Here is a 26,336-nt window from a genome sequence, read left to right as displayed (position 1 = left end):
TTTTTCAAGGACAATTCAAGATTCGGGCGGTATACTGGTGCTACACCCGATGAAGGAGGGCACATACTTATGAAACGAATCATCAGTGCCGGATTATGCACGGCATTTATTTTGAGTCTGGCAGGCTGCGCCAGGCAGGACACCACTCCCAGCCTGACCGCTGCAGACACCACCGATACCCAGATGGGCCGCTGGGTCGAGAGCCGCGTTGACCTTGGCGGTGAGCCGCTCATCTCTTACCCGACGCAGCTGGCGGACGGAACGGTTGTTCTGTACACCGGCAAGGTGGGGGAGGACAGCATCGAAGACTACACCCGCCGCACCAGCACTGACGGAACCAACTGGACATCAGAACCTGCAGCGTTTGACGTGGGCGATGCGATGGTCACGTGGATCCTCGTTGCGCCGGACGGTGAGCAGGCGCTTATCACCTATGACGGGGAGAATGCCGGGCTGGTTCTGCAGGCACCTGACGGAACCAAAACCGTTGTAGAGGATGACACGGTAAAGCAGGGCATCAACCCCAACACAGCTGTATTTCAGGGGGATAAGCTGGATTTTGTCTCCAACGGCGACACCGTGGATTTTGTGCAGGTCAGCCTGACTGACGGCAGTGTTACGACCGCCGCACTGCCGCAGGATCTGGCGTACAGCCTCAACTCCCTCACGACAGTCGGCAACCAGCTTGTTTACCTGAGCTTTGACAATAATACCGGCGATATTATCCTGAACGCCCTGGACCCCGCCACCGGCGCAAGCACCGAACTGCTGAACCCGGTCCCCAATGCGACCAGTTCTCAAGCGCTGACCGGCGACGCAGACGGCGCGGCTTATTACGCCTGCACGGACGGCATCTACCGCCTGGCCCCCGGCGGCACCCTGCCGGAGCAGGTCGTCCCTGCCGAGGGCACAGCGATGAGCATTTCCAGCAACTATCCGCTCTCTCTGCTGCGCACGGCGGCGGAGGACTTTATGGTCCTGCTCTTTGGCGACAGCGGCGGAAACGGCGATCTCTATTTCTATCACTATGACGAAACGCTGCCCACCCATGCCGACACAACGCTGACCGTCTGGTCATTGGCGGATTCCGCCACGGCGCGGCTGGCCGTGAACGCCTACAAAAAAGCCAATCCCGAGGTGGACGTTACCTTTGAAACCGCCGTGCAGACCGACACCGATGATGTCAGCGCCGCCATCAACGATGCGCTGACCCAGCTGAACACCGAACTGCTGGCCGGGGAAGGGCCTGATGTGCTGCTTCTGGATCGTGTCGACTACACGACCTATATCAATAAGGGAATGCTGGCTGACATGAGTGACACCGTGCCGCTGGATGCGCTGCAGAGCAATATCATCGATCCGTTTATGACCGATGGCAGGGCCTATGTGCTGCCTGCGCGGTTCATCGTCCCGGCACTCTGTGGTGACGCGGGCACGCTGGACGGCCTGACCGACCTGAACGACCTGCAGGACGCCGTGCTGGCCGCTGCACCCCGCCCCGACACCGAGCAGTTCAGCGATGAATATTACACGGCTCTGCCCGATGACCAGAAGTATGCTCTGGCGCTGGCCAGCGGCGTTGACTTCGCGAAGCTGCTCCTGCCTTCCAGTGCCAATGCCCTGCTGCACGACGGCGCACTGGATGCAGACGCCCTGACCAAGATATTTACCTTTGTGAAAACAACTGCCGACTACTATGGCATGGCTGACTATATCAACACCGAGATGGACGGTGTATCTTCCCAGAGCTACGACAACTCGGACATTGTCACCATCGATGCACAGCAGGACGAGTACAGCACCTGCAGCCGCGCCAAATTCGGCTGGATGGATGTTGCCACCCCCTACGCCGTCATTGCAATGGCGCGCACCAACGATATTTTTGATGCGGATGCCGAGGCCGTTCCCGTGGATATGATCCCGATGCCCGGCCTGACGCAGGGTGCCTATAACCCGCAGGTACTGGTGGGCGTGAATGCCAACAGCAAAAATCCGGATGCCGCAAAGGGGCTGGCCGCTGCGTTCTTCGGCACCGATGTGCAAAGCCAGTATTGCTCCGATGGTACAACGGTGCGGGCGGACTGCCTGCGGGAAAAACTCGATGCCGTCAAAGCGACGGTAAGCGGCGCAAAAACGGGTAAAGTGACCGGCGCGTATGTCGGCGACCTGGATGCCTTCTACGCCAACTGCACCACACCTGTATTGTTCCCGGTGATGCTGCAGCAGAACTTTATAAACCATGCCCAGGCCATCATTGACGGCAGCGAGGACGTGGCCGCCGCTGTGGCGGGTGTGCAGAGTGATCTGGCGCTGTATCTGGCAGAACAAAAGTAACATCGGTGCGCGGAGCGGCCATGCTGCCCCGCGCATCGCTTTGCAGGAAAAAATTGTATGCAGAAAAGACAAAACAAACACCCGGACCCTACGCCCTGGCTGTTTCTGGCCCCCAGCCTGTGCGGTGTCACCCTGTTTGTGCTGGCCCCCTTTGTGGAGACGGTGCGCCGCAGCGTGACCGACACGATGGGGCGACACTTTGTGGGCCTTGCCAACTATACGGCGGTACTGGGCAACGATGCGTTCCGACTGGCGGTGGAAAATACGGTGCGGTTTATCGGAGTATGCGTTCCGCTGCTGCTGGCGCTCAGTCTGGCACTGGCTTTGGCGCTACGGGCGAAAGGCTTAAAAAATACCTCCTGGGCCGAGGTCTGCCGCACAACCTTTTTGCTGCCCATGGCTTTGCCGGTGGCAAGCCTTGCACTGCTCTGGAAAGTATTGTTTGCCCAAAACGGCCTTGTGAACGGAACTTTTGGCACCCATTGTGACTTTATGGGCACGGATGCTGCGTTCTGGGTGCTGATCGGTACTTATCTGTGGAAAAACATCGGCTATGACAGCATCCTTTGGTCCAGCGGGCTGGACAGCATCTCCACAGACTTGTACGAGGCCGCTGCCGTGGATGGTGCCAGTGGGTGGCGGCAGTTTACAGCCATTACCCTGCCCAACCTGCTGCCCACACTGGCCGTCACGCTGGTGCTGAGTCTGCTGAACACCTTTAAAGTTTTCCGCGAAGCCTATCTGGTGGCCGGGGCCTACCCGGAAAAAAGCATCTATTTATTGCAGCATTTGTTCAACAACTGGTTCCTGGCACTGGATCTGCCAAGGCTGAGCGCCGCAGCAATCCTGATGGCAGGGGCGCTGGGGGCGGTGATCGCGGTATGCATAAAACGGCTCTAAAAAAAATTCTGCTTTTCCCATTCGTCCTGCTCGTATGGTTCCCGCTATGGTTCCTTTTGATGGGCACGCTGACCGGCTCGGAGGAGCTGGCAGCGACCATCGGCCCGGCGCTTTCCGGCAGCGGGCAGGCTGCGTGGACCCTGCTGCCCAGCTACCCTACGCTGGAACCTGCTGTCAAGCTGCTGCTGGACACACCGGAATACTTTACCACCTATTGGAACACCTGCCTGCAGACATTTCCGCAGTTGGCTGGTCAATTGGTCGTGGGTGCTCCCGCCGCATGGGCACTCTCCCGCTTGAAATTTCGCGGGCGCGGGGCCGTGCGGGGGCTGTACCTTATTTTAATGTTGCTGCCGTTCCAGGTCACTATGGTGCCTGCCTATCTGACGATAAACCACCTGGGACTGATGGATACTGTCTGGGCGGTCATTCTGCCGGGGGCATTCAGCACATTTCCCGTATTTGTGATGCAGCGCGGGTTTGACGCTGTTCCTCTGCCGCTGCTGGAAGCTGCCGCTATAGATGGCGCGACCCCGTGGCAGCAGTTTGCGCGAATCGGCCTGCCAGTGGGGCTGCCCGGTATCCTGGCTGCGCTGACCATGAGCTTTCTGGATGCCTGGAATGCGCTGGAACAGCCTATGACCTTTTTAAAAACACAGTCGCTTTGGTCGCTGTCACTCTATCTGACCGATACTACCCGCGACCTGGCACTGACCATGGCGGCCAGCCTGTTTGCATTGCTGCCCGCCGTACTGATTTTTGCTTTCGGCCAAAAGTATCTGGAACAGGGGATTCTGGCCGGAGCCGTGAAAGGATGAGGACCTATCGAACTGCTTACCGGGATGGACCCACGCCAGCGCCAGCGGCTTGGGTGGATTGTCCGCTTTTTTGCACTGCTGCTGGTGCTGACACTGCTGGCCCGCGGTACAGCAGGGGCAGCCATGGCCAGCGTGACGGTGCAGAGGCCGTCCTCCGGCAATGTGACAAAAAGCGTGCGCACTACGGCCACGGTCAGCTTTGCGGGCGGCACCCCTTTTACAGTGCCCGCGGGTCTGCTGGTCATGGCAGTACCCGTGCAGGCGGGGCAGACCGTCAAGGCCGGGGACACGCTGGCCGTGTTTGATGCCGCTGAAGTGGACCGCGCCGTAAACGCCAAGCGGGCCGCGTTGCAGCAGGCCCGGACCCAGGCCGCACAACAGACGGCGGGAGACACCGCCGACCCCTACGCCGCCCAGCTCGCCCAGCAGCAATTAGAACGTGCCTACGAGGAAACACACAGAATCTACGCCGATGGTGAAGAGAGCGTTTCCCGTGCCCAGACCAAGCGGGACGAAGCTGCTGCCGCTCTGGAAAAAGCCCGCAATGCCGGCTATGCGGACGACGCTGAAAAACAGGCCGCCGTAGAAAACGCCGCCGCTGCCCTGGAAGCTGCGGAGGATGCCCTGTACAGCGCCCAAAAAGCCGCCGAAGATGCCAACAATGCGGCACTTTCCGCCGCCCAAAGTGCCGAGGATAACCGCAACACCGCACTGCACACGCTGGAGAAAGAGCAGGAAACCACGGAAAAACAGAACGCACTGGACCGCGCCGCTGCTGCTGTAACGGCCTCTGATGCCGAAACCCTGCAGGCCGAACTGGATGCCTTGCTTGCCGTGCAGCAGGCGGGCGGCACACTGACTGCCCCCAGTGATGGCACCCTTGTGTCGCTGGATCTCGTGGTTGGGCAGCCCTCCCCTGCCGTGGGCGGCCAGCTGGCTGCAGATGCCGATTTTACCGCCGAAATTCCTTTGGAAGAATCTCAAGCCAACCTTGTTTCAGTTGGCACTGTACTGCACCTGAGCCAGAGCCGCGCAAGCTGTGATGCCGCCGTGCAGAGCCTTTCGGCCCCGGATGAAAACGGCACCGTTACAGCAAAATGCACCTTGTCCAAAGGGGCATGGTGTGCCGGTGCTGCCAACGCATCGGCCACGGTGCAGGGTGAAAAGCGGCCCTGTGTGCTGCCGGCCAGCGCGGTACATAAAGATAATACCGGCTGCTATGTGCTGGCTATCGAACAAAAAGCCACAATCTTGGGTCAGCAGAATATCGTAGTATCGCTGCCTGTCACGGTGGTGGAAACGGGCGATACCACCGCCGCCGTCAGTGGTGCGCTGGACGCCGATACACAGGTCATTGTCAGCAGTACGCGGGCCGTGCAGGCCGGGGACCGGGTGAAGATCCATGATGCATCGTAAAAGAGGTTGGGCGGTTGCGGCAGTATTGCTGGTAGTTTTGCAGCTGCTTTTGCAGACCCGCGCAGCGCATATTGTACAGCAGAACCCAACCGTGACGGTGACCCTGTCTTCCCCGCTTACAGCCGGGCAGCTTGCCGCTGCACGGGAATGGGAAAAAAGTAATGCCAACACTCAAGCCGTTACTGCCAGCTTTTGGAGCGAGAAAGCAGCAGCGGTCTCGGCAGATTCTGACCGCACAGCGGAAGATGTGACCTGTATCGGCTTTGACGGTACAGCGCAGGACTGTCTGCCTGTGGAATATCTTCAGGGCACAGCACCCGGTGTCGTAGGACAGCAGTGCGCGATTTCTTCGACGCTGGCGTGGACACTGTTTGGCAGCTATGATATTATGGGCTTGACTGTTGCACTGGACCGTACCGAGTATTTCATTTCCGGCGTGTTTAAAAGTAAAAGCAAAACGCTTCTTTATCCGGCGCAAAGCGGCTTTACCCACGCGGCGCTGCGGGGTCTTTCGCCCGACACCCCCAAAACGGACGCCGAACAGTGGGCCGCAGCAACCGGTGCCGGAAAGATCACCGCCATCACTTACGGCCCCCAAAAGGCATGGCTGGCTCAAGCAGCGTGTGCCCTGCCTGCCCTGATTGTCGGACTGGCTTTGGTCGTGCTGTTGCTGCGCTTTATTTGTGCCCTGCCCGGTGTCTTGCACGGGGCAGCCCTGTTTGCTTTAGCACTGGCATTTGCGTGGGCGGTACCCCATTTTCTGCAAACCCTGCCCGGCTGGCTTATCCCCGGCCGCTGGAGTGATTTCAGCTTTTGGCCCACTTTATGGACGAAAATTATGGATACTTGCAATGGAAATATGAAGTAATTTAAAATTTGCAAGCAGAATAAGCCACAGATTGATGATGAAGAAACTTGCTTTCGATATATATTTCGCTGAGGATGTCTATAGAAATCGTTGGGAAAGTTGGACAAACTCTTTGGGATATTTTTGCATGAACATGACAATTAAATGCACAAGCATTTTTGGAATTGAACATAATGAACGGGTTTATATAGGAAAACAGCAAGATGCTAAAGCAAGGGTCATATACCGGGAATAGTGGTACTCTATTGCGTTTTATTTTACATTCTTTGACCACCATTTGACTACTACTGTGCAGACGCACCGTAAAACACCGAAAAGCCCGTTGTGACAACCACCAACAGGCGTTTTCTTGCTTTGGACGCAACTGTGCAGAACCAACAAAATTCACGCTTCAACGTTGGTCTGTACGGGCTTGTCGTAGTTCTCCGACTACTGCGACAAGGTAGGTTTTAGGTTCGTTTCTGTGCGATACAGCGTTGTTTGCACTTGCAAAAACGCGGTGGTCAACGGTAGTCAGACCACGAATTGACCACTATTGGAAATTGACCACTTTACAAGATTGAAATACGCTGTAACGGCGTTTTTCATATATAAGCGATCGTAGCTCAGCTGGATAGAGCGTTCGGCTCCGACCCGGAAGGCCAGAGGTTCGAATCCTCCCGGTCGCACCAAGAGCAGCACCTTATGGGGTGCTGCTCTTTTTGTTTTGCATGGATTTTATGGAGCAGTAAAAGAGCGGATTCGAACAGCCCGTGCCCCGCGCTTTGCGTCCCGCGGGGCAGAAACGCCCCGGTGGGGCGTTTCTAGGGCGTGGCTTGGCGAATCCCTTCGGGCACACTTAAAAATCGCATTGCAATGTACTTTACGCAGTAAAGCGGTGATAGTAGGACTTATATTTAACACACGGCAAAAAACAATTTCCGTTTCGCACATTGTAATGTTCGCAGAAAAAACTTATAATGCTTTTGAACTTGTAGGACACACAAAACGCGGAAAAGAGAGGGAATCATGAGAAAACTGTTCCTTTTGGAAGATGATTTGAGCCTGATCAGTGGGCTGACCTTTGCATTCAAGAAGCAGGGCTTTGCACTGGATACCGCCCGGACGCTGGCAGAAGCCGAGGTGCTGTGGTCAGACAGAAAATATGACCTGCTGGTGCTGGATGTTTCCCTGCCGGATGGCTCTGGCTTCGATTTCTGCCAGAAGGTGCGGCGCACATCCAATGTGCCGATTCTGTTCCTGACTGCTTCGGATGAGGAAATGAATATCATCATGGGACTGGATATGGGCGGGGATGATTACCTGACCAAGCCGTTCAAGCTGGGTGTCCTGTTGTCGCGGGTCAATGCACTGCTTCGCCGTGCAAATGCGTTCAGCGCAGGAGAACCCGTACTGGAATCGGGCAGTATCACCGTCCGGCTGTTGCAGGGGCAGGCGTACAAAAACGGAATCTTGCTGGAACTGACCGGCGCAGAGTACAAGCTGCTCTGTTTCTTTATGCAGCATCCGAATGCCGTGCTATCCAAGGAACAAATTCTGGATGCACTGTGGGACTGCGATGGAGATTACATTGACAGCAGTGCCTTAACGGTGTACATCCGGCGGCTGCGGATGAAGATCGAGGACGACCCCGGCAAACCGCAGATGCTGCTGACTGTCCGCGGGATGGGCTATAAATGGAATGGGTAAAGGTGCCGTATGAAAGTATTCGCAAACCGGGAGATCCGGAATTTATTCCAAGCCGTGCTGGCGGTCTGGGCAGTGGCATTGGCTCTCACGCAGGGCGTTGCATGGCATACAACGCACGCATTCTCTTTCGGGTCACTGTTTGTTTTTCTGCTGCTGGGCGGCTGCCTCTGGGGCATTCTTTTCTGCTATTTTCAAAGGCAGAGCGCACTTCTGGAACAGGCAGTCCAGCAAATCCAAAGCTGTCTGGATGGCAACCCGGATGCACGACTGGACTGCGACCGGGAGGGAGAACTTTACCGTCTGTTTCACTCCGTTAATGCATTGGCGGCAGTTCTGAGCGCACACGCAGACAACGAGCAGCGGGAGAAGCATTTTTTGAAAAATACCATTGCAGATATTTCGCACCAGCTCAAAACACCGCTGGCGGCGTTGAATATCTACAATGGTCTGCTTCAGGACGAAGCTGTTTCGCCGTCGGAAGTCAAAGAGTTTGCAGACCTGTCCGAACAAGAGTTGGACCGCATCGAAACGCTGGTGCAGAATCTGCTCAAAATCACCCGGCTGGATGCCGGTTCGGTCGTATTGGAGAAGAAAAACGAAAATGTTGCTGAAATGGTGCAGGACATCGCGCGGCAGTATAACTATCGTGCAGAGCAGGAACAGAAAAAGCTTGTTCTGTCCGGCTCAGAGGCGGTTACACTTTGGTGCGACCGTGACTGGATGCAGGAAGCTGTGGACAATCTTGTAAAGAATGCCCTTGACCACACAAAGAGCGGAGATACGATTCAGGTAGAGTGGAATGCACTGCCGTCCATGGTTCAGATCAAAGTGCGCGACAACGGCAGCGGCATCCACCCGGAAGATTTGTACCATATCTTCAAACGGTTTTATCGCAGCCGCTTTTCACAGGATACACAGGGCATCGGGCTGGGTCTGCCGCTGACAAAAGCTGTTGTGGAAGCCCATCACGGCACCATTGAAGTAGACAGTGAGCTGGGAAAGGGCACGACCTTTACTCTGAATTTTCCGATTCCTACAAAATTGTAGGCTGAGTGTAGGCTTGCAGTAAGGTTGACGTGTTATCCTTTTCTGCACAGACAGAGATAATCCGTCTGAATCGAAGGAACCTGCAAAGTGAGGGATACACTATGGAACTATTAGAAGTCAACCATCTCTGCAAGACCTACGGCAGCGGAGAAACTGCTGTCCATGCGCTGAAAGATGTCAGCTTTTCCGTGCCGAAAGGCGAATATGTGGCGGTCGTTGGCGAATCCGGCTCCGGCAAAAGCACCCTGCTCAATCTGATCGGCGGACTGGATACGCCGACTTCCGGCAAGGTGCTGATTGATGGCAAGGATGTTTTTGCCATGAAAGACCGGGAGCTGACGATCTTCCGCCGCCGCAATATCGGTTTTATCTTTCAGGCATTCAACCTTATCCCGGAACTGACCGTAGAACAGAACATCCTGTTCCCGGTGCTGCTGGACTACCAAAAGCCGGACAGGGCATATCTGGAAGAACTGCTGACCGTGCTGAATCTGAAAGACCGTCGGAAGCATCTGCCAAGCCAGCTTTCCGGTGGGCAGCAGCAACGGGTAGCCATCGGCCGCGCCCTGATGACCCGCCCTTCACTGATTTTGGCGGATGAGCCGACCGGCAATCTGGACACCCAGAACACCAGCGAGGTCATTGCCCTGCTAAAAGAAACATCCCGGAAATACGAGCAGACCATCCTGATGATCACCCACAACCGCAGCATTGCGCAGACGGCAGACCGGGTGCTGCAGGTATCGGACGGCTGCCTGACCGATTTTGGGAGGTGCCGGGAATGAGCAGCACAGAAATGAAAAGCTATCTGAGCCTGATCCCGATTTCTGCCAAGGTACGCAGACGGCAGAACCGCATGACGATTTTGTGCATCGTCCTTGCGGTGTTTCTGGTTACGGTGGTGTTCAGTATGGCAGATATGGCGATTCGGATGGAAACCTCAAACCAGCTGAACAAAAACGGAAACTGGCATATCATGGTAAAGGACATCTCCCCTGAAACAGCCGCAGAGCTTGCCGCACAGGAGGATGTTGCTGCATTTTCAGCGTATAGCGACATCAACGCTTCCCTTACGGAAAACTACTTTGCCGGAGATAAACGTGCCGCACTGGTAGGAGCAGATGATGCAATCCTTCAAATCTTTCCGGGAATGCAGTGTAGCACTGCCCCGGCGGATGGCGAAGTGCTCGTGACAGCAAACATCCGGGATTGGCTGGATGTTACGGTCGGTACAGCGATTCCGCTGACGCTCCCGGATGGACAGACCATTTCACTTACTGTCGCAGGTTTTAATGAAGATACCTCCGAGGCGAACCAGTACGATGCTGTTGTTCTGGTGATGAACCGCAGTACATTTTCTCAGATCACTGCACAGGTAGAAGAATCCTTTGAAACACAGTATTACATCCAGTTCAAGCCACGCACCAATTTGCGGCAGTCTATTGAAAATGTCGAAAAAGAGTACGGCATTCCAGAAGAAAAAATCTCCGAAAACGCTTACCTGATGGCGTTGAACGCAAGCAGCAACAACGATTATATTGTAGGCTTATATACGGTGGCGGCTGTGTTGGCTGGCATGGTCGTCCTTGCCGGAATTTTTATGATCACAGGCAGCATCAACAGCAATGTAGCTCAGCGTACCAGCTATTATGGAATGCTGCGTTGTCTTGGGGCAGGAAAAAATCAGGTTCGGACGCTTGTCCGGCTGGAAGCTCTTTTCTGGTGTAAAACTGCTGTTCCAGCAGGGTGTGTGCTGGGAATCGTTTCCACATGGGGATTGTGTGCCTTTCTGCGTGGATTTGTCGGCGATGAATTCAGCTCTTTGCCGGTGTTCGGAATAAGCCCGGTCGGCATTGTTTGCGGAATGGTATTGGGACTAGTCACGGTTTGGTTCGCGGCATCTTCTCCGGCACGGCGGGCGGCAAAAGCTTCTCCAATCACAGCAGCAACTGGGAATGCGGTGGAAAATGCAGCGGCTTCTCCGTGTCATGCTCGGTTGTTTGGAAGTCGTGCAGAGCTTTCTTTGGGCGTGAGCCATGCAACCTCGTCCAAAAAGAATCTGCTTTTGATGACAGGTTCCTTTGCGTTGAGCATTCTCCTGTTTTTGAGCTTTTCGGTTTTGCTTCGATGGGTTGGATTTGCGCTGAATCCGTTGCAGCCCTACGCGCCGGACTTATCGGTGGGTGAAACATCCGGGCAAAATGTCCTTGACCCGGTGCTGGTGGAGCAGCTGGAAGCTCTGCCGGAAGTCAAACACGCATTCGGGCGGATGTATTGCCCGTTCCCGGCGGAATATCAGGGAAAACAGGGGTCCATCGACCTGATTTCATACGATACGATACAGTTTGGCTGGGCGAAAAAAGACCTGATCAGCGGAACCCTTCCGCAGGAGCCGGAGGATGGCACATACCCTGTGCTGACGGTATTCGACAAAAGCAACTCTCTGACTGTGGGTGATACCATTCAGCTGGAGGATGCAAAGCTCACAGTCGTGGGTGTATTGAACGACAGCCCGTTCAGTAGTACCGATTCCCCGATTGTTATCTGCACCGAAGAAACCTTCCATCAGCTGACCGGGCAAAACCGCTATGCGGTGATCGATATTCAACTAAAAGATACCACAGCAGACGCAGCCATTGCACAAATACACACCCTGCTGAGCGACACGTTAAACAAGCAGGTTGTTTTTTCCAACCGAATCGAAGGAAATCGGATGATACAAAGCACCTACTGGGCGTTCCATCTGGTGGTCTATGCGTTTCTCATCGTGATTGCAGGAATCACCATTCTGAACATCATCAACAGCATTTCCATGAGCGTGTCGGCACGAATGAAGCAGTATGGCATCCTGCGTGCCATCGGGATGGATGATGCACAGCTGAAACGCATGATCTCTGCCGAAGCTGGCACCTATGCGGTGTCCGGTCTTGTGGTGGGCATTGCGCTGGGTCTTGTGCTGAATCGGAAGCTGTATATCCTGCTCATCACCCATTATTTCGGTGCAGCGTGGCAGGTGCCGTGGGGGTGTCTTGCCGTGATTGTCGTAGTCGTGCTGGCGGCTGTGGTGCTGGCAGTATATAACCCGGTCAGGCGAATCCTCATGCAGCCCATTACTGCAACCATCAGTGAATTATAAGCCAGAACAACAGATGCCCACCAGCTTATGGCGAAAACCATAGGTCGGTGGGTATCTGATTTACGAAAAGAATTAAATGCTGTTCGCTGATTTTCCCATTGCAAACCGTTGTAAAATTATTATACGAAACTACATTTTGAAAGAACCTTTCGCCGTTTAATGATGTGTAAAGTGGGGTGCCTGCCATGACCGCTGTGATCTATGCCCGCTATTCATCGGATAACCAGCGCGAAGAATCCATCGAAGGTCAGATTCGGGAATGTACGGCTTATGCCGAAAAGAATGGCATCACCATCGTCAAGCACTACATTGACCGTGCCATCTCTGCCAAGACGGACAACCGCCCGGAGTTCCAGCAGATAATCAAGGACAGTGACAAGAAGCTGTTTGACATCGTGCTGGTCTGGAAACTGGACCGCTTTGCCCGAAACCGCTACGACAGTGCCCGGTACAAGACTCAGTTAAAGAATAACGGTGTCAAGCTCATGTCTGCCACCGAGATCATCTCCGAGGGGCCGGAGGGCATCATTCTGGAATCGGTGCTGGAAGGTTATGCCGAGTATTATTCGGCAGACCTTGCCGAGAAGGTCGTGCGTGGACAGACCGAGAACATCCTGAAAGGCCGCTGCAACGGTGGACGTAGAACTTTTGGCTACACGCTGGATTCTGAGCGGAAGTTCCATATTGACCCTCTCACCTCACCTTTTGTGCTGGAATCGTTCAGGAAATACAATGAAGGCTCCACTATGAAGGAGATCCGTGATTGGCTGAACGAAAACGGCATCAAGAACCCGGTGGGCGGTGCATTTACTTATAATAGTGTTGAACATATGCTCAAAAACCGGCGGTACATCGGAGAACTGAAATTCCGGGATGTGGTCGTGCCGGATGCTATCCCGCCCATCATTCCACTGGAACTGTTTGAGGATGTGCAGGAGAATATGTTGAAAAACAAGAAAGCCCCTGCCCGTAGAAAGGCAGAGGATGACTACCTGCTCACCACCCAGCTGTTCTGCGGCTACTGTGGGGCGTTGATGTTTGGCGAAAGCGGCACGAGCCGGACGGGTGAAGTTCACCGCTATTATAAATGTGCTACTGCCAAAAAGCACAAGGGCTGCAAGAAAAAGACTGTCCGTAAACAGTGGCTGAAAGATTTGGTAGTCAACCAGACGATGCAGCTTGTCAAAGACGATGCCGCCATGGAATCTATCATCGCCAAGGTGATGGGACTGCAAAATAAGGAAAACACCAATATTCCTCTTTATGAGAAGCAGCTTCGGGATGCGGAATCGGGTATCCAGAATGCTGGCAAACCTGCACGGCAGACAGGGCGTAAACGCCATGCCCGCCGACCGCAGTCTGTACAATTATGTGATTTACGATTCCGATAACGAGCGCCGCTTTGCCCACGAGCTGGATGTTTGCGACAAAATTGCCGTGTATGTCAAGCTGCCCGGCAACTTTTCATCAGCACGCCGGTAGGCAAGTACAACCCGGACTGGGCGATTGCCTTCCACGAGGGAACGGTCAAGCATATCTATTTTATTGCCGAAACCAAAGGCACGACCCTGCTTGACCGCAATGAGCTGCGCGGCGTTGAGGGCCTAAAGGTCCAATGCGCCAAGGCTCACTTTGCCGCCATCAGCAACGACAGCGTCGTCTACAATGTGGTGGATAGCTACGATAAGCTGATGCAGGTGGTTATGGAATAAGCGGTAAGAAGTTTTGCAAGAAAAATTGCATTTGGTTGCCTTATCGTATATAATTGATGAAAAAGCGAAAGGCGGTTTTGTATATGGCACCAATTACTCGTGAACAGGCATTGGAAAATGCTTTGGCTTCTTCGCGCATCGAGGGGTATGAAGTCACCGAACAGACCCGTGCCGACTGCCGCCGCCTGATGGACGGCAAAGTAGATGCCCGCACCTTGGCTGCTGAAATTCTGGCACGCCGCAGGGCGCAGCGAGGGTAAAATGCTATGGCAAACTATGCAGTGGATTCTTTGCAGGATGGGTGCTATCCGGGCACTGTGGTGTTAATAAATATACTTGGCATTCAAAATCAGTCCGACTTGGATGCCGTGGAAGGTACGATCGTTCCGGCCAAGGTTGCTTTATGGGAAGAAAAACCTTTAGCCGGAAGTTTCGATTTTGCGCATTACTGTGCGATTCATCGCTTTTTGTTTGAAGATTTATACGAATGGTCGGGCAAGCCGCGAACGGTGGATATTTCAAAGAAAGGCACGCAGTTTTGCCCCGCTGCGCAAATTGAAAGCACAGCGAAAGCCATCTTTGCCAGATTAAAAAAGCAGAATTTTCTTGTCGGCTTAGACAGAGCGCACTTCATTTCTGCCATAGTAGACTTTTATGAACGAACGAATGAGCTTCACCCCTTCCGAGAGGGCAACGGCAGAACCCAGCGTGTTTTTCTTTCGCAGCTTGCCCGCCATGCGGGATATGTCATTGATTTTGCCCGTGTTGACCCGGATGATTTAATGATTGCCACAATTCAGGCTGCAGGCGGCGTGGATGATTTTTTGAAGGTTCTGTTTGATGAGATGGTTGTCTAATGAGTATAGAATTTGGAAAATATACTTTTTCAATGTCAAAACAAGGAAGACGCGTATATGAATATAAATTGGACACAACCAATAACAGTATATGAACTGATTGCAATTGCACTGTCTACAATTGCATTAATCATTCCACTTATAAAATACATTTATAATCATTTTATTAAAAAGCTAAAAGTTGATTTCTTGCCTTCTGGTATGATTACACTATTTCACAACAGGAGCGGATCGTACATTTCCCTTGGAGGTGTCTATGAGGTAAAGAACAAGTCGACAACAATCAAGGAAATTACAGCTAAGGTTATCCGTCAGTCAGATAATGAAACTCTTTCTCTGATATGGTCAACCTTTCCTTCTCCTATTTGTCGCAGAGTTGCAGGAAATTTTGAAACTTCTTTTGAAACTGCACATCCCTTTAAAGTAGAAGCGGATACATTGGCACCTGCATTTGTAGAATTTGTGGATAAATGCGCTAATATGGATGAAGTATCCAATAACATTTTATATCCGGTTGTGTGTGCAACGATGCCAATATTTTCTCAACCAAATGCAACCTTGCCTATTGTCGATGGCGCGGTACGTGCACTGCCTGAATATGCTTTAGCAAAAATCGCATTAAACGACCATTTCTTTTGGAAGGCCGACGAATATGAAATGGTTATAACAACAATTCATAGCAAAGGCACATTTGATAAGAAATATGTTTTTTCTTTATCAGATGCTGAAAGCCTTCGCCTGAGAAATAATATCGACAGCGTTTTGATTTCTCATGTGGCAAATCACTTTGGAATACCTGTTCAAATGAACACTGTTACGAAAGACTTTAAAGAAAAAAAGTAGCTGTGGAGGATTTTCTGCATCGCATCGGCGCTATGGCACGAGATACGGACGGTAAACTGCGCCCTACTGCAGCGGGATTATTGATGTTCGGACATGAATACGAAATCGTGCGGGAATTTCCGCATTATTTTCTGGACTATCAGGAACATGATCGCAGTTCCACAGAAGATGAGCGCTGGACGGACAGAATCGTGTCCAGTTCAGGCGATTGGAGTGGTAATATCTGTGACTTTTATTTCCGCGTTTATAACCGCATTGCGCAGGACATAAAAGTTCCGTTCAAACTGAATGGTGCTGACCGCATTGATGACACCCCTCTGCATAAGGCTTTGCGCGAGGCTTTAGCAAACGCCTTGATTCATGCCGACTACTATGACCGGCGCGGTCTGGTGATTCAAAAATGGCCGGATAAAATTCGTATCGCCAATCCGGGCGCTTTCCGTATCAATGTGCAGGAGGCTCTTGTCGGTGGTGTATCCGACCCGCGAAACGAGTCGCTCATTAAAATGTTCAACCTGATAAATGTTGGCGAGCGTGCAGGAAGCGGATTGCCAAGTATTCGCTCCGTTTGGCAAAAGCAGGGGTGGCAGGTGCCAGAGATTGTAGAAGCGTTTAATCCGGATCGGACAACGCTGACACTACCGCTTTCCGCCGCAAAAATGGCGGTAAAAAGTGGCGGTAAAAAAGTGGCGGTAAAACGTGGCGGCATTGCTGAACATCGCAAAGCGGACATTTTACAGTACCTGACAGACACTCCTGAAGCGGCAAGCAAAGAAATCGCCGAGGCGGTTGGACTACAGGTTTCCCGCACGAAAATGTATTTGGCAGAATTGATTGAACAAGAGGCTGTTGTTGCAGAAGGCGCCGGACGTGCGCGTAAATATCGGCTGAAAACATGAGTACAGTGATTGCATTTCGGAACATACAGTAATGAAATACCAATCAATGCCTATCCGCTTCACAAAACTGCTCAGCTACAATTTGGCACATAATAGGCACCGCAGGATTCGTTAATTTATAACGCAATCTATAAAAAGGTGGTGAATGTAGTGACTCTCAGAGAATACGCGAAGCTGATGAATGATACCGCACTTCAAGGCAATCTTTCGAATGAGGAATATAATCGTCTGTATAACCCCCTATTGGACGGCATTCAATCGATGATTCCGCCAATGCTATTTCGCTATCGTTCCTGCAATGAACTTTCTCTTCAAGCCCTTTGGGATGATAAAATCTGGCTTTCCAAGGGAAATGTCATGAATGATGATTATGATGCGTTGCTGTATTTTGATAAAGCAAAAATCACCGCGCACGTTTTACAGGCTATAAACGAATTTTCACGGTTCACTTCGGGAAAAGTTTCTTGGGAAGAACTTCCGCAGGTAGTACAACGCTTTTTCCCGCGTGAAGTTCTTTGCCAGATGAGAGAATCCGTTGCGCATATTACTGCAAAGGATATGGAAACTTATTTACGACACTTTGAAGCATTTTCTCAAAATGCTATTAAAGCATACTCTCCGAAAATTTCGGTTTTAACGCAAAATACATTAAAATTCGCCTGTTTCTCTGATACGATTACATCTGCAAATATGTGGGGACATTATGCATCCTCAAGTACAGGATTTTCCATTGGATATAACTTTCGAGGTTTTCCATGTGTTGATTCTGTAGGTGAAGGAAACAGTGAGTTGCCCACTCGATGTGAATTGTTCCCAATTATTTACCAATCAAGGCGTTACGACGCAACGCCTTATGCCGAATGGCTTTTAATATGTTCTCTTGTAAACGACTATTTTAAGACATTTTCCAGTCAGGGAAACATACTTGATGCAGCTAAAATCCTTCCGTGCCCCGATATGCTTGCACCCATCAAAATAATGATACATAAATCCACAGAGTGGAAATCCGAGCATGAATGGCGCCTTATGGGGACTTTCGCAACACCCGCGCTACTTTCAGAAGAACACACATTTGTAAAGAAAAAAGCGAGTGCTATCTATCTTGGTAGAAAGATTTCTCCTATATATGCGCGCTTGCTTTTGGACATTGCAAGAGAAAAAAGAATTCCTGTCTATAAAACGCTTGTTAATGCAAACTCGAGAAATTATCACCTAAAGCCACGATGCGTATTTTCACCAGACGGCGCTGAAAAAGTCTGGCCGTTGACTACCAACTGACCACCGGCAGTGTTTTTGGCTGTCTGCGGTCAGTTTTTATCGTTGACACATTGTTTTATATTGCTTGTGATAAGTGTGCCAGAGTGATGCAGAACCAACAAAAAATTACTATATATCATCGAGTTATGTGCCGCGTCGTAGTTCTCCGACTACTGCGACAGAGCATATTTCATTGCCGTTTTTGTTCGATGTACCGTTGTTTACGCTCGCAAAACCGCGGTGGTCAACGGTAGTCAGACCACGAATTGACCACTACTTGATTTTTGACCGATTTTCCCTATAATTTCATACGTTGAGAACCGCTGAAAAACGATTTTTCATACATCTGCGTCTGTAGCTCAGCTGGATAGAGCACTGGCCTCCGACGCCAGGTGCCGGGGGTTCGAATCCCTTCAGGCGCACCAAAAAATCACCTTGCAATGTAGTTTGCAAGGTGATTTTTTGTTTGCTCTATTTCCGCTTTAAATCAGCTTCAACAGCATATCATCGGTTGCGTCTGTGTACTGCCCCTGTTGAATTTTCTTGTTTTGCAGCTGATTTACGGCTGTTCTTGCAAGGTGGACTTCCTCGCTGGTGAAAGCTGCTTTTTTATCGGTTGGGAGAGAATCCACTTTGAGTATCAAATATCCAGTTTCACGCCAATCTGTGTTCATGGCTCTCTGCCGATAATAGTAATCGCCCAGCGCTTTCAGCAAAATAATTTTATTGGCGCGGGTCAGCTTGATTTTTCTCATAATCCAATCGCCTTTCCGAGCTTTTGCTGTGCCTCACGCTTATTTTTGTCAAAGGCGTGTGCATAAATCGCTAGGAGAGCTCCATCTGCGCTTGGTGATTTTGGTGGCGTCCGTATAACGGCGTACCGTTTCCAAAAAGTCATCCACATCCATCCGCTTTTCGTCCAGCTTTTTCACTTCCAGCCGCAGAGTCTTAATGCGCCCGGCGTTTTCACCCTGCTCCTGTTCATAGCGCTTTGCCATTTTCGCAAACCGGGCATCGTCAATCTTGCCGGAAACATTGTCCTCATACAGCCGTTCAAAGAGCGCATCCAATTCCCGGTCACGGGCCAGCAGCGCATCCAGCTCCCGCTTTTTGCGTACCCGCTCATTTTCGGCCACCTTTGCCGAGCGTCCCACCATAGCCTTGATAAAGTCGTTTTCGTACTCGTTGGCGAAACAGGCCAGCCGATGCACCTCGTAGAGAACGACCTGCTCCAAGAAGTCCAGCCGGATATAGTGAGTGGACGAGCATTTACGCAGCCCCGAATTATGGTTTTGGCAACTGAAAAACTTGATGTCGTGGTTATTCTGATTAAAGTGGAAGTTCAAATTGCCGCCGCACTCGGGACACTTCATCACGCCGGAAAAAACGCTTGGCTCTTGGGTGACGGTAGGGCGCTTGCGCCGTGTCCCGGATTTCAGCGCCTGTACCTTTTCCCAAGTAGGCCGATCAATGATGGCCTCGTGAACATTGAGGAAGATCGCCCGGTTTTCCTCCGGGTTTTCGATCCGCTTTTTCATCTTGTAGGATTTGGAGTAGCTTTTGAAGTTGATCACATCGCCACAATACTCCTGTGTGGTAAGGATTTTCTTGATTGTGGTGTGGCCCCACTTGGTAGGCTCCAAGGTACTTTTGGAGCCGCCCCGGCTTGTACCCTTGCTGCGCCAGTAATAGGTAGGGTTGACGATACCATCAGCACCGAGAGCGGCGGCGGTTTCAGCCAGCCCGTAACCCTCCAGAGCCATGCGGTAGATACGGCGCACCACATCGGCAGCCTCGGGATCGACCACCCAAAAGCGGGGATCGTCCGGATTTTTGATGTAGCCATAGGGTGGCGGTGACAGCGGAATACCAGCGTTGCCTTTCATTTTGTTGACGATCCGGCGCTTCTTGGAAATGTCCTTGGCGTAGTATTCGTTCATGATGTTTTTGAACGGGGTGAAGTCATCCTCGCCCTCGTCACTATCCACGCCATCCGAAACAGCCACCAGCCGCACATCATGGAGCGGGAAAAACTCCTCGGTCAGCTTGCCGACCTCGATGTAGTTGCGGCCCAGCCGGGACAGGTCTTTGACGAACACTGCCGAGATGTACCCAGCTTCGATTGCGGTTATCATTTTCTGAAAACCGGGACGCTTCATGGTAGTGCCGGTGATTCCGTCATCCACGAAAAAGATCGTGTCCGAATATCCCTTGTCCTTGGCGGCCTTTTGCAGTATCTTTTTTTGATTGCTGATGCTATTGGACTCGTTGTCCATGTTATCGTCACGGCTCAAGCGGCAGTAAAGAGCGGCTGTGCCGAGGGTGATTTTCTTACTTGACTGTTTCAAAATATCCTCCTTCCCGCAGTCAAGCAAGAGGTTTTATCCTATTTATATTATACCTCTGCCGACCGCCCATGTTAAGGATGTCGATGGAGCAGTTATGCCGGCTCTAAATCAGCCAACATCAGTTTCAAAAGAATGTCACGCATAGGTTCGCCCTCGTCTTTGTAGACAGGCGTGACAATGAATGTGATTTTTCCGACTTGGTATGTATATTCTTCTCGGCAAGTTGCTTCGGCCATAGCGCACTCCTTTCGTGACAGTAAAACAATCTGCGATCCGTATTCCCGTTGTCCCTTGGGGAAACAGGAAAAGCCAGCGCCCGTAAAGAGCGCTGGCCTTTCGTCTTTCTCCACCTCCTCGGGACAAGTTGTCCCAAGGTAGTCGGGAGCGCCACGCACATTTCCTTGGCCCGTCATAAGACAGCAATACTCGGCATGGCGCTCCCGCTGGGGTGCGGCGACCCGGAGGGACAGGCAGCCAGCCTGTCCACGCCGGATCATGGCCGTGGGGTGGCGATGCCCCACTTGCGGCGATGGTATGGATCGCTCATCCTCCTGTGGGAGAAGTCACAGCGTACCCGTCGCGCGGCTCCCCGGCAGAGCTGGGGCCACCGCTATTCAGTTGTGGAGAGGATCAACTCCTCTCATATACCAAGGACAAAAAACATTCAAATGGCGGGGTATCTTACCAAACTTTTTTCAAATACTTTCTCATATTTTCCAAGCCGGAGCGAACAGACTCCTGCACAGAACTTTTGTGTACTCCCTCGGCCTCCGCTACCTCACGATAGCTCTTGCCGAGAATGATACAGGCATCCACACGGCGGCCCTGGATCTCCGGCAGGGTGTTGAGGGCGTTCCAGAGATCGCAGAAACGCTCCATGCGCTCTACCAGCTCCTGCGGGGTGGGCTCGGACAGGCAAGCCGAGTATTCGATCCCATCATCACAGTCGAGGGAAAACTGCGCCTTGTTGCGGACAATCCGGCGCTGGTAGGCGGCCTCGTACAGCTTGTCCGCCCGCAGCTCGGCGGCCACTTCATCGGGAGCTTGGATATATTCATCGGTGGTGTACCAAGGGTAAAAGTCTTTCAGATTGATGGTCGTCATTTGTATTTCCTCCATTCAGTTCATGTGTGAGTGGGTGAACAGAACGGAGAAACGGCGGGGATCGGCAGCCGGGGCTGGCTGCTTTGGGACAAATTGTCCGCAGGTGCAGGCATATAAAAACGCCCGCACAGCATGACGCTATGCGGACGCAAGCAAATAAAATTCGTATTACATGATGTTTAGTTTCACTTTCAAAGCCGGACTGCTCCGATGGAGGGGCTATGCTTTTTTTAGCTGGTGCAAATCATGAGTGCTGAGAAAAAGCAAAACGGACACAGCGATACCTCCTCGGACACCGCCGTATCCTTAAAAAAGGGCGACTTTAACACACCCTCCGTTGATCCTTTTTTCAAAAGGAAAACGGCGGCTTGAAATACAATATTTCAAAACCGCCGCTTCGCGCCGCAAGGCCGAACAAAACGGTCTTGTTGTGTATGCCAGCGCAGTTACCATCAAAAGAAAAGAGCCGATAAACCGTGTGCCTGTTGGCTACGGGTTATCGGCTCTGCGTCTATGCGTCTGGCTCTTTGATAACGGATGTATGAAATTGCTTGACGCTGATTATTGTTTCCTGCTTGCATTTGGGACAGAATAGTGGGAAATATTCAAGCACCGTTTGGAGGCGTACCTTGATCCGGGTCTTGTTGTTGCAGATCGGGCATAATATCCATTTTTCTTTTTCCAATGCTCCACCTCTATTCGATGAAAAACTATTCCGACATCAGTATTGAGATGTTAAAAACACGGATAATTAACAACAAAGTTATGACGCACAAAACCGTAATGATCACGCTTGGAACAATCTTCTTGTTTTTCATAGTTACCCCTTGCACCATTTGATCGAATAGATTAGGTTGACAAGTAGAAAGACAGACCAATGAATAACCACAAGAAACATTAGCGTTTCAACCGCATAGTTCGGGTCACTCATTACCAACAAAAGAGCTATAGGGAACAAGAGTAGAAGTACAATACCTGTTGCGATAAAACTCGTTGTCAAGATACCGACTTGATACTCGTCATAGTTCTTTCCCCGAATGAATGATAATGCAAGTATGCAGAGCGCAACAAGAATATAGCCATAGCCAATATATTTGAGATGACCTTGCTGTAAAAAAGTAGACCAGCCATTCCAAAATGTGCTATTCAAAGTCTGGCTATGATCGAGTATGCTTTGAAACTCAATGTGACCGCTTGTTATAATAAATACCGCCGCATAGAACACGGATAGGATTGCGATAACGGCGGCATTGATATACGGATTTTTCATTAACTTCATTTTCTCTCGCTCCCTTCGAAATCGAAAAAATCTTCAATGGTCGTATCAAATAATTTTGAAAGATCATACGCCAGCCAAATTGACGGATCGAACTTCCCTGTTTCAATAGCATTGATTGCCTGTCGAGAAACACCTACCTTTTCTCCTACCTCTTTTTGCGTCAACCCTTTGGCCTCACGCATTTCTTTTAGTTTGTTCTTCAAAATAGCGCCTCCTATCGTGTCAAGCTAACCTGACACGATAGTTATACCACATCTCAAAAGATATGTCAAGTAAACCTTACTTCTAAGAAATTAAAAAGTACTATACATGAAAAATAAATTCGTTCAAATAGTAAGACCTGAAATGTAAAATTACATTAGGTGATGTTATGAAATTTCAGCGTGATGAGCGACGATTGGATTTTACCCCAATAGGGCTTGCTATCAAGCGGGGGCGTGAAGCCAAGGGAATGACACAGGAGGATCTGGCCTTTGTCATTGACCGTACCCCGCGCACGATCATGTATAACGAGAACAACGGCCAGTATCCCAGCCTTAATGCCTTTTATCAGATGATGACAATGTTTGATATTTCTGTGGATCAGTTTTTCTTTCCTGAGAAATACCCGGAAAACAGTTGCCGCAAGCGCATTGATGTGATGCTGAACTCGCTGGGCGAAAAGGATTTGCGGGTAATTGAAGCCACCATAAAGGCGTTGAAAGACGCCAAGGAAGCGGAGGAAGTGTGAAAAAACGCCGCCTCCGTTTTTTCACACTTTTGTGGGCACGCACAACGGCAAGCAGGGCAAGTGTAGCCACACTTGCTATTTTTGCATCCCGGCGGGCTGCAAAAATGCTTGTTGGGGAGCCTCCCCAAACCCGGCTTTGGGACTCGTCAGCACAAACTCCGCTATGCTACTTTGGGACAAAATGTCCCAAAATCCGCCCGCTCCGTTGTGCCTCCTCTCCCCACAAAGTCTTGCGACTTTGCGGGGCACCCCATGCCCAAAGTAATTTGTCTGCGTCACCGTGCGCTATCGCTCCTGTTCCTTTTTGCGCTGGCCGTCCGTGACGCCCAGCAGATGGTCAATGTTGGCCTTGACCGCCACGGCCTGCCGCATTTCCTCCTGCGCCGAGCGGTACTCGGTATAGAGTGCCTTTTTCCGCGCCGCCAGTTGGCGGCGTTTTTCTTTTAGCTCTGCCATCTTGGGCAGCTTCTCACCGCCCAGCAGCTCTCCCATTGTGGCCTTGGCCGCCCGGTAGTCCGCCAACTCCGCCTCATGCTCGGCAAGGTATTTTCGGCTGTACTTGGCATCATTGTACCCATCAAAGACGGGGCGGGTCTTGGCGTACCGCACTACGGCTCCCATTAGCTCGGATGTTGCGGACAGGTCAGCCTCCGTCCGCCGGAGCTGCTCGGTCAGAGCGTGAAAACGGGAAACGGCGTTCTCGGCCTTTGCGGAGAGCTGGTCATACTTGGTGATATTCTGCTCCTGCATGAATTGAAGCGTCGCCGCCATCTGTTTAAGGTTATAGACCTTTGCCCACCGTGCATAGGCCGCACCCTTGCCGGAGCGCAGGCGCTCCTGTATATCCACGATCAGATTGACACGGCGAGAGGGCGCAGGTACAGAAACAGGCTGTTCCGGGATCGGGCGCTCCCCGGCGATGACGGCCTTGATGTTCTCGGGATCGTAGCTGTCCCCGAGGGTGGATGCCCGCAGCCGGGTCGCCCGCTCCTGCCCCGGAACAAGAAAAGAGATCGTACCGCCGCGCCCATGCTTGACTGTGTAGCCGGACGCCTCCATGAGCCGGAGGAAAGCATCAAAATCGGCGGGGCGTTTAGCAAGAGCTTCATTGATGGCAAGCCGTAGCTGCTCCTTGTATGGGGGCTGCCGCTCCGTCCCCAGCCATGCCCCGTAATGGAGAAAGCGCCCCTTGCTGTGCAGCTTGGGGTTGGTGATGACGGACAGATCATTTTCAAGACAAATGCGGTCAGAGAGCCGCCGTACCGCACGGCCAGAGCCGATAAAGTCCCGGAACTTCCGGGTGCAGTCCAGCGAGGTTGAGTTATAATAAATGTGATTGTGGATGTGTGCCTTGTCTGTGTGGGTGGCAACGAAAAAGGCGTAATTGCCCTTTGTCCAGCGCATCGCCGTTTCATAGCCGATGCGGTTTGCCTCCTCCGGCGTGATCTCCCCGGGCTTGAATGACTGGCGGATCTGATAGCAAAGCACATCCGCGTCCCGCCGCTGCTCCCGGCCTGTGGCGGCTTTGTACTTGGCCTTGGAGAGCAGGAACTCCGCATCAGCGGTCATGTAGTCGCACTCATAGGAGGAAATCAATTCGCCGCCCTCGGTCTTGTCCGGGTTTTGCCCGTAGTCAAACCGCTCTTTCAAGGACTGCGCGATGGTTTCGCCCTTGCTGATTTTGTGCTTCTTGTAGTAGGTCGTGGCCGTAGGCAGCCCTCCTTCCGATATGACAAGCGGCGGCTACTGTCAGCCGCCGCATTGAATGTTTTAAATCGATTCCTACTCTCAATTGATACTAATGGTGCCGAGCCAAAGAGCAGCTATTGACTTTTTTCTTATTTTTGATATAATTAGCAAAAAACAATATAGCTGCTAATTTAAGCAGCTACTACAAAAGGAGTGACATTATGAGAATCAGCAAAGAATTAGTCAAAGCAGCTTCCTTTAATCCGACCAAAAAGAGCCACCAAATGTCAATTGTGGATATGTGTCAGAAAATTGATAACCAGTCGATTTCCCTGCCTCTATATCAAAGAGACCTCAGCTGGACTATTGCAAAATCAATTGCATTGCTTAATTACCAGTTGCTAGGTAAAGCTCCCGTATCACCAATTTCCATAAATGTTATTTTAAATGCACAGGATTGTGTGCCGCAGGTCTCATTTATTGACCGAGAACTACTGGATAATGTGGAGCGTGGGCAGTATTCTGTTGTTGATGGTCAGCAACGCCTAACAACAAATTATAAGGCATATGTCAACCACGAGGATTTCAGGAATATTGTTCTGGACTTGGGAAAGGGAGTTTTCACTGAGGTGCAAGGTGCAATTCGGAACAATCAAATTCCAGCAGGAGTTCTTCTTCACAAAGATGATGCGCTACTTTTTGAATATGTGCAGAAGAGATCTGCACTCCGAGCCCCTGAAATCATGAGCTTACTTTTACAGATTAAAAGCAAAATAAAAAACTATAACTACACCATTAATTCTGCCGAAGATTTGTCAGAAGATGAACAAATCGAATGGTTTGAGGTTTTGAATAATGCTGGTAGCCGAGTTAGTATTATTCAAATGCGTTTCTCTAAACTCAAAGCTCATGGTATTGATATCTACACACAGTACACTAATCTTTTCCGAAGCAAGTTGGTAGAAGTTGGTTTTGAGGACTTCTTTACCCCTCAAAAAACGACTGTATCTTATCCTATTGCGGCACTTAATCCTGCTTATGAAAAAATCACAGGACGCTCTCATTCTAACAATTATGCTCCTATTCCTTCTGACACCAAAGAGAATCAACTCTGCAATTTAAAGCCAGCGGAATTAACCAAATGTTTTTCTTTGACTTTAGAGGCATTAGATACCGTGTTGGATTTCATGGACAGTAACGAGTTAAAGAAACCGGATCGGATTGATTATATCAATTATCTCATCGGGTACTTTGTATTTAATGGGTTTGACATTGACGATAGCACAAGGGAGTTCTTGATAAAATGGTACGACTCCGTAGATTTTACCAACAAATCTAATACCGAGCGTCGTGATATTTTCAACTCGCTTATTGAGCAGAAGTGTATGTGATTAGAAGAATTGTTTCAAA

General features: G+C 51.1%; 26 protein-coding genes, 2 tRNA genes and 1 pseudogene. 21 read left to right on the top strand and 8 right to left on the bottom strand.

Translation table 11 applies throughout. From position 1 onward, the window contains the following. Positions 1 to 69: 69 nt before the first annotated feature. The 19 genes and pseudogenes from OGM81_05860 (at position 70) to OGM81_05770 (ending at position 18,201) form a co-directional block, all read left to right on the top strand. Positions 70 to 2,334 carry a hypothetical protein gene (locus OGM81_05860; protein ID UYJ44652.1) on the top strand — a complete coding sequence of 755 codons (2,265 nt, stop codon included), beginning with the start codon at positions 70 to 72 and terminating at the stop codon, positions 2,332 to 2,334. A gap of 57 nt (positions 2,335 to 2,391) precedes the next feature. Beyond that, entirely contained in the window at positions 2,392 to 3,234 is an 843-nt protein-coding gene (locus OGM81_05855) for a sugar ABC transporter permease (GenBank protein UYJ44651.1), read from the top strand. Then, positions 3,216 to 4,052, top strand: coding sequence for a carbohydrate ABC transporter permease (locus OGM81_05850; protein UYJ44650.1), 837 nt, complete (start codon positions 3,216 to 3,218; stop codon positions 4,050 to 4,052). The genes OGM81_05855 and OGM81_05850 overlap by 19 nt, the downstream gene beginning before the upstream one ends. A gap of 24 nt (positions 4,053 to 4,076) precedes the next feature. Then, positions 4,077 to 5,468: a biotin/lipoyl-binding protein gene (locus OGM81_05845; protein ID UYJ44649.1), complete on the top strand. Its 1,392-nt coding sequence runs from the start codon at positions 4,077 to 4,079 to the stop codon at positions 5,466 to 5,468. After that, a complete protein-coding gene (locus OGM81_05840; GenBank protein ID UYJ44648.1) occupies positions 5,455 to 6,336 on the top strand; it encodes an ABC transporter permease in 882 nt (293 codons plus the stop codon). Before OGM81_05845 ends, OGM81_05840 begins: the two co-directional genes overlap by 14 nt. Positions 6,337 to 6,930: 594 nt before the next feature. Then, positions 6,931 to 7,007: transfer RNA gene (locus tag OGM81_05835), tRNA-Arg, on the top strand. A 337-nt stretch (positions 7,008 to 7,344) separates the two neighbouring features. Continuing rightward, positions 7,345 to 8,025, top strand: coding sequence for a response regulator transcription factor (locus OGM81_05830; GenBank protein UYJ44647.1), 681 nt, complete (start codon positions 7,345 to 7,347; stop codon positions 8,023 to 8,025). A 9-nt stretch (positions 8,026 to 8,034) separates the two neighbouring features. After that, positions 8,035 to 9,072 (top strand): HAMP domain-containing histidine kinase, encoded by a 1,038-nt coding sequence (locus OGM81_05825; protein ID UYJ44646.1) that lies wholly within the window; start codon positions 8,035 to 8,037, stop codon positions 9,070 to 9,072. A gap of 101 nt (positions 9,073 to 9,173) precedes the next feature. Beyond that, positions 9,174 to 9,857 (top strand): ABC transporter ATP-binding protein, encoded by a 684-nt coding sequence (locus OGM81_05820; protein ID UYJ44645.1) that lies wholly within the window; start codon positions 9,174 to 9,176, stop codon positions 9,855 to 9,857. Continuing rightward, the gene (locus tag OGM81_05815; GenBank protein ID UYJ44644.1) at positions 9,854 to 12,208 is read left to right on the top strand and encodes an ABC transporter permease; all 2,355 of its coding nucleotides are present in this window, start codon (positions 9,854 to 9,856) and stop codon (positions 12,206 to 12,208) included. Before OGM81_05820 ends, OGM81_05815 begins: the two co-directional genes overlap by 4 nt. A 185-nt stretch (positions 12,209 to 12,393) precedes the next feature. Beyond that, a pseudogene (locus OGM81_05810) lies at positions 12,394 to 13,512 on the top strand (recombinase family protein). 37 nt (positions 13,513 to 13,549) lie between these two features. Then, positions 13,550 to 13,690 carry a hypothetical protein gene (locus OGM81_05805; protein ID UYJ44643.1) on the top strand — a complete coding sequence of 47 codons (141 nt, stop codon included), beginning with the start codon at positions 13,550 to 13,552 and terminating at the stop codon, positions 13,688 to 13,690. Continuing rightward, on the top strand, positions 13,630 to 13,920 hold the full coding sequence (locus tag OGM81_05800; GenBank protein ID UYJ44642.1) for a hypothetical protein: 291 nt from the start codon (positions 13,630 to 13,632) through the stop codon (positions 13,918 to 13,920). The genes OGM81_05805 and OGM81_05800 overlap by 61 nt, the downstream gene beginning before the upstream one ends. An 83-nt stretch (positions 13,921 to 14,003) precedes the next feature. Continuing rightward, positions 14,004 to 14,180 (top strand): antitoxin VbhA family protein, encoded by a 177-nt coding sequence (locus tag OGM81_05795; GenBank protein ID UYJ44641.1) that lies wholly within the window; start codon positions 14,004 to 14,006, stop codon positions 14,178 to 14,180. A 6-nt stretch (positions 14,181 to 14,186) separates the two neighbouring features. Beyond that, on the top strand, positions 14,187 to 14,777 hold the full coding sequence (locus OGM81_05790) for a Fic family protein (protein ID UYJ44640.1): 591 nt from the start codon (positions 14,187 to 14,189) through the stop codon (positions 14,775 to 14,777). A 57-nt stretch (positions 14,778 to 14,834) separates the two neighbouring features. Beyond that, positions 14,835 to 15,620 carry a hypothetical protein gene (locus OGM81_05785; GenBank protein ID UYJ44639.1) on the top strand — a complete coding sequence of 262 codons (786 nt, stop codon included), beginning with the start codon at positions 14,835 to 14,837 and terminating at the stop codon, positions 15,618 to 15,620. A 2-nt stretch (positions 15,621 to 15,622) separates the two neighbouring features. After that, complete coding sequence (locus tag OGM81_05780; GenBank protein UYJ44638.1) at positions 15,623 to 16,519, top strand: winged helix-turn-helix transcriptional regulator; 897 nt, start codon at positions 15,623 to 15,625, stop codon at positions 16,517 to 16,519. Positions 16,520 to 16,696: 177 nt separating this feature from the next. After that, complete coding sequence (locus OGM81_05775; GenBank protein ID UYJ44637.1) at positions 16,697 to 17,797, top strand: DUF2971 domain-containing protein; 1,101 nt, start codon at positions 16,697 to 16,699, stop codon at positions 17,795 to 17,797. 327 nt (positions 17,798 to 18,124) lie between these two features. Further along, positions 18,125 to 18,201 (top strand) — tRNA-Arg (locus tag OGM81_05770). Positions 18,202 to 18,258: 57 nt separating this feature from the next. Here the strand turns inward: OGM81_05770 and OGM81_05765 are convergent. From OGM81_05765 to OGM81_05735, 7 genes are all read right to left on the bottom strand, one after another. Beyond that, positions 18,259 to 18,531 (bottom strand): hypothetical protein, encoded by a 273-nt coding sequence (locus OGM81_05765; protein ID UYJ44636.1) that lies wholly within the window; start codon positions 18,529 to 18,531, stop codon positions 18,259 to 18,261. Between the two features lie 48 nt (positions 18,532 to 18,579). Further along, positions 18,580 to 20,124: a recombinase family protein gene (locus OGM81_05760; protein ID UYJ44635.1), complete on the bottom strand. Its 1,545-nt coding sequence runs from the start codon at positions 20,122 to 20,124 to the stop codon at positions 18,580 to 18,582. Between the two features lie 92 nt (positions 20,125 to 20,216). Continuing rightward, positions 20,217 to 20,360 (bottom strand): hypothetical protein, encoded by a 144-nt coding sequence (locus OGM81_05755; protein UYJ44634.1) that lies wholly within the window; start codon positions 20,358 to 20,360, stop codon positions 20,217 to 20,219. 445 nt (positions 20,361 to 20,805) lie between these two features. After that, positions 20,806 to 21,228 (bottom strand): sigma-70 family RNA polymerase sigma factor, encoded by a 423-nt coding sequence (locus OGM81_05750; GenBank protein UYJ44633.1) that lies wholly within the window; start codon positions 21,226 to 21,228, stop codon positions 20,806 to 20,808. 511 nt (positions 21,229 to 21,739) lie between these two features. Continuing rightward, the gene (locus OGM81_05745; protein UYJ44632.1) at positions 21,740 to 21,913 is read right to left on the bottom strand and encodes a cysteine-rich KTR domain-containing protein; all 174 of its coding nucleotides are present in this window, start codon (positions 21,911 to 21,913) and stop codon (positions 21,740 to 21,742) included. Between the two features lie 135 nt (positions 21,914 to 22,048). Further along, positions 22,049 to 22,507: a hypothetical protein gene (locus OGM81_05740; GenBank protein UYJ44631.1), complete on the bottom strand. Its 459-nt coding sequence runs from the start codon at positions 22,505 to 22,507 to the stop codon at positions 22,049 to 22,051. Then, positions 22,504 to 22,710, bottom strand: a complete 207-nt coding sequence (locus OGM81_05735) for a helix-turn-helix transcriptional regulator (GenBank protein UYJ44630.1) — start codon at positions 22,708 to 22,710, stop codon at positions 22,504 to 22,506. Before OGM81_05735 ends, OGM81_05740 begins: the two co-directional genes overlap by 4 nt. Before the next feature lie 167 nt (positions 22,711 to 22,877). Here OGM81_05735 and OGM81_05730 point away from each other — a divergent pair, with 167 nt between their 5' ends. Then, complete coding sequence (locus OGM81_05730; GenBank protein ID UYJ44629.1) at positions 22,878 to 23,237, top strand: helix-turn-helix transcriptional regulator; 360 nt, start codon at positions 22,878 to 22,880, stop codon at positions 23,235 to 23,237. Between the two features lie 285 nt (positions 23,238 to 23,522). Here OGM81_05730 and OGM81_05725 read toward each other — a convergent pair whose 3' ends face one another. Then, complete coding sequence (locus OGM81_05725) at positions 23,523 to 24,887, bottom strand: relaxase/mobilization nuclease domain-containing protein (protein UYJ44628.1); 1,365 nt, start codon at positions 24,885 to 24,887, stop codon at positions 23,523 to 23,525. Positions 24,888 to 25,147: 260 nt separating this feature from the next. On the opposite strand from OGM81_05725, the gene OGM81_05720 reads away from it, so the two are divergent. Next, complete coding sequence (locus OGM81_05720) at positions 25,148 to 26,317, top strand: DUF262 domain-containing protein (GenBank protein ID UYJ44627.1); 1,170 nt, start codon at positions 25,148 to 25,150, stop codon at positions 26,315 to 26,317. Positions 26,318 to 26,336: the final 19 nt, after the last annotated feature.

The organism is Oscillospiraceae bacterium, assembly GCA_025758045.1.
GTDB lineage: Bacteria > Bacillota > Clostridia > Oscillospirales > Ruminococcaceae > Gemmiger.
This window is presented reverse-complemented; position numbering and strand designations above follow the sequence as displayed.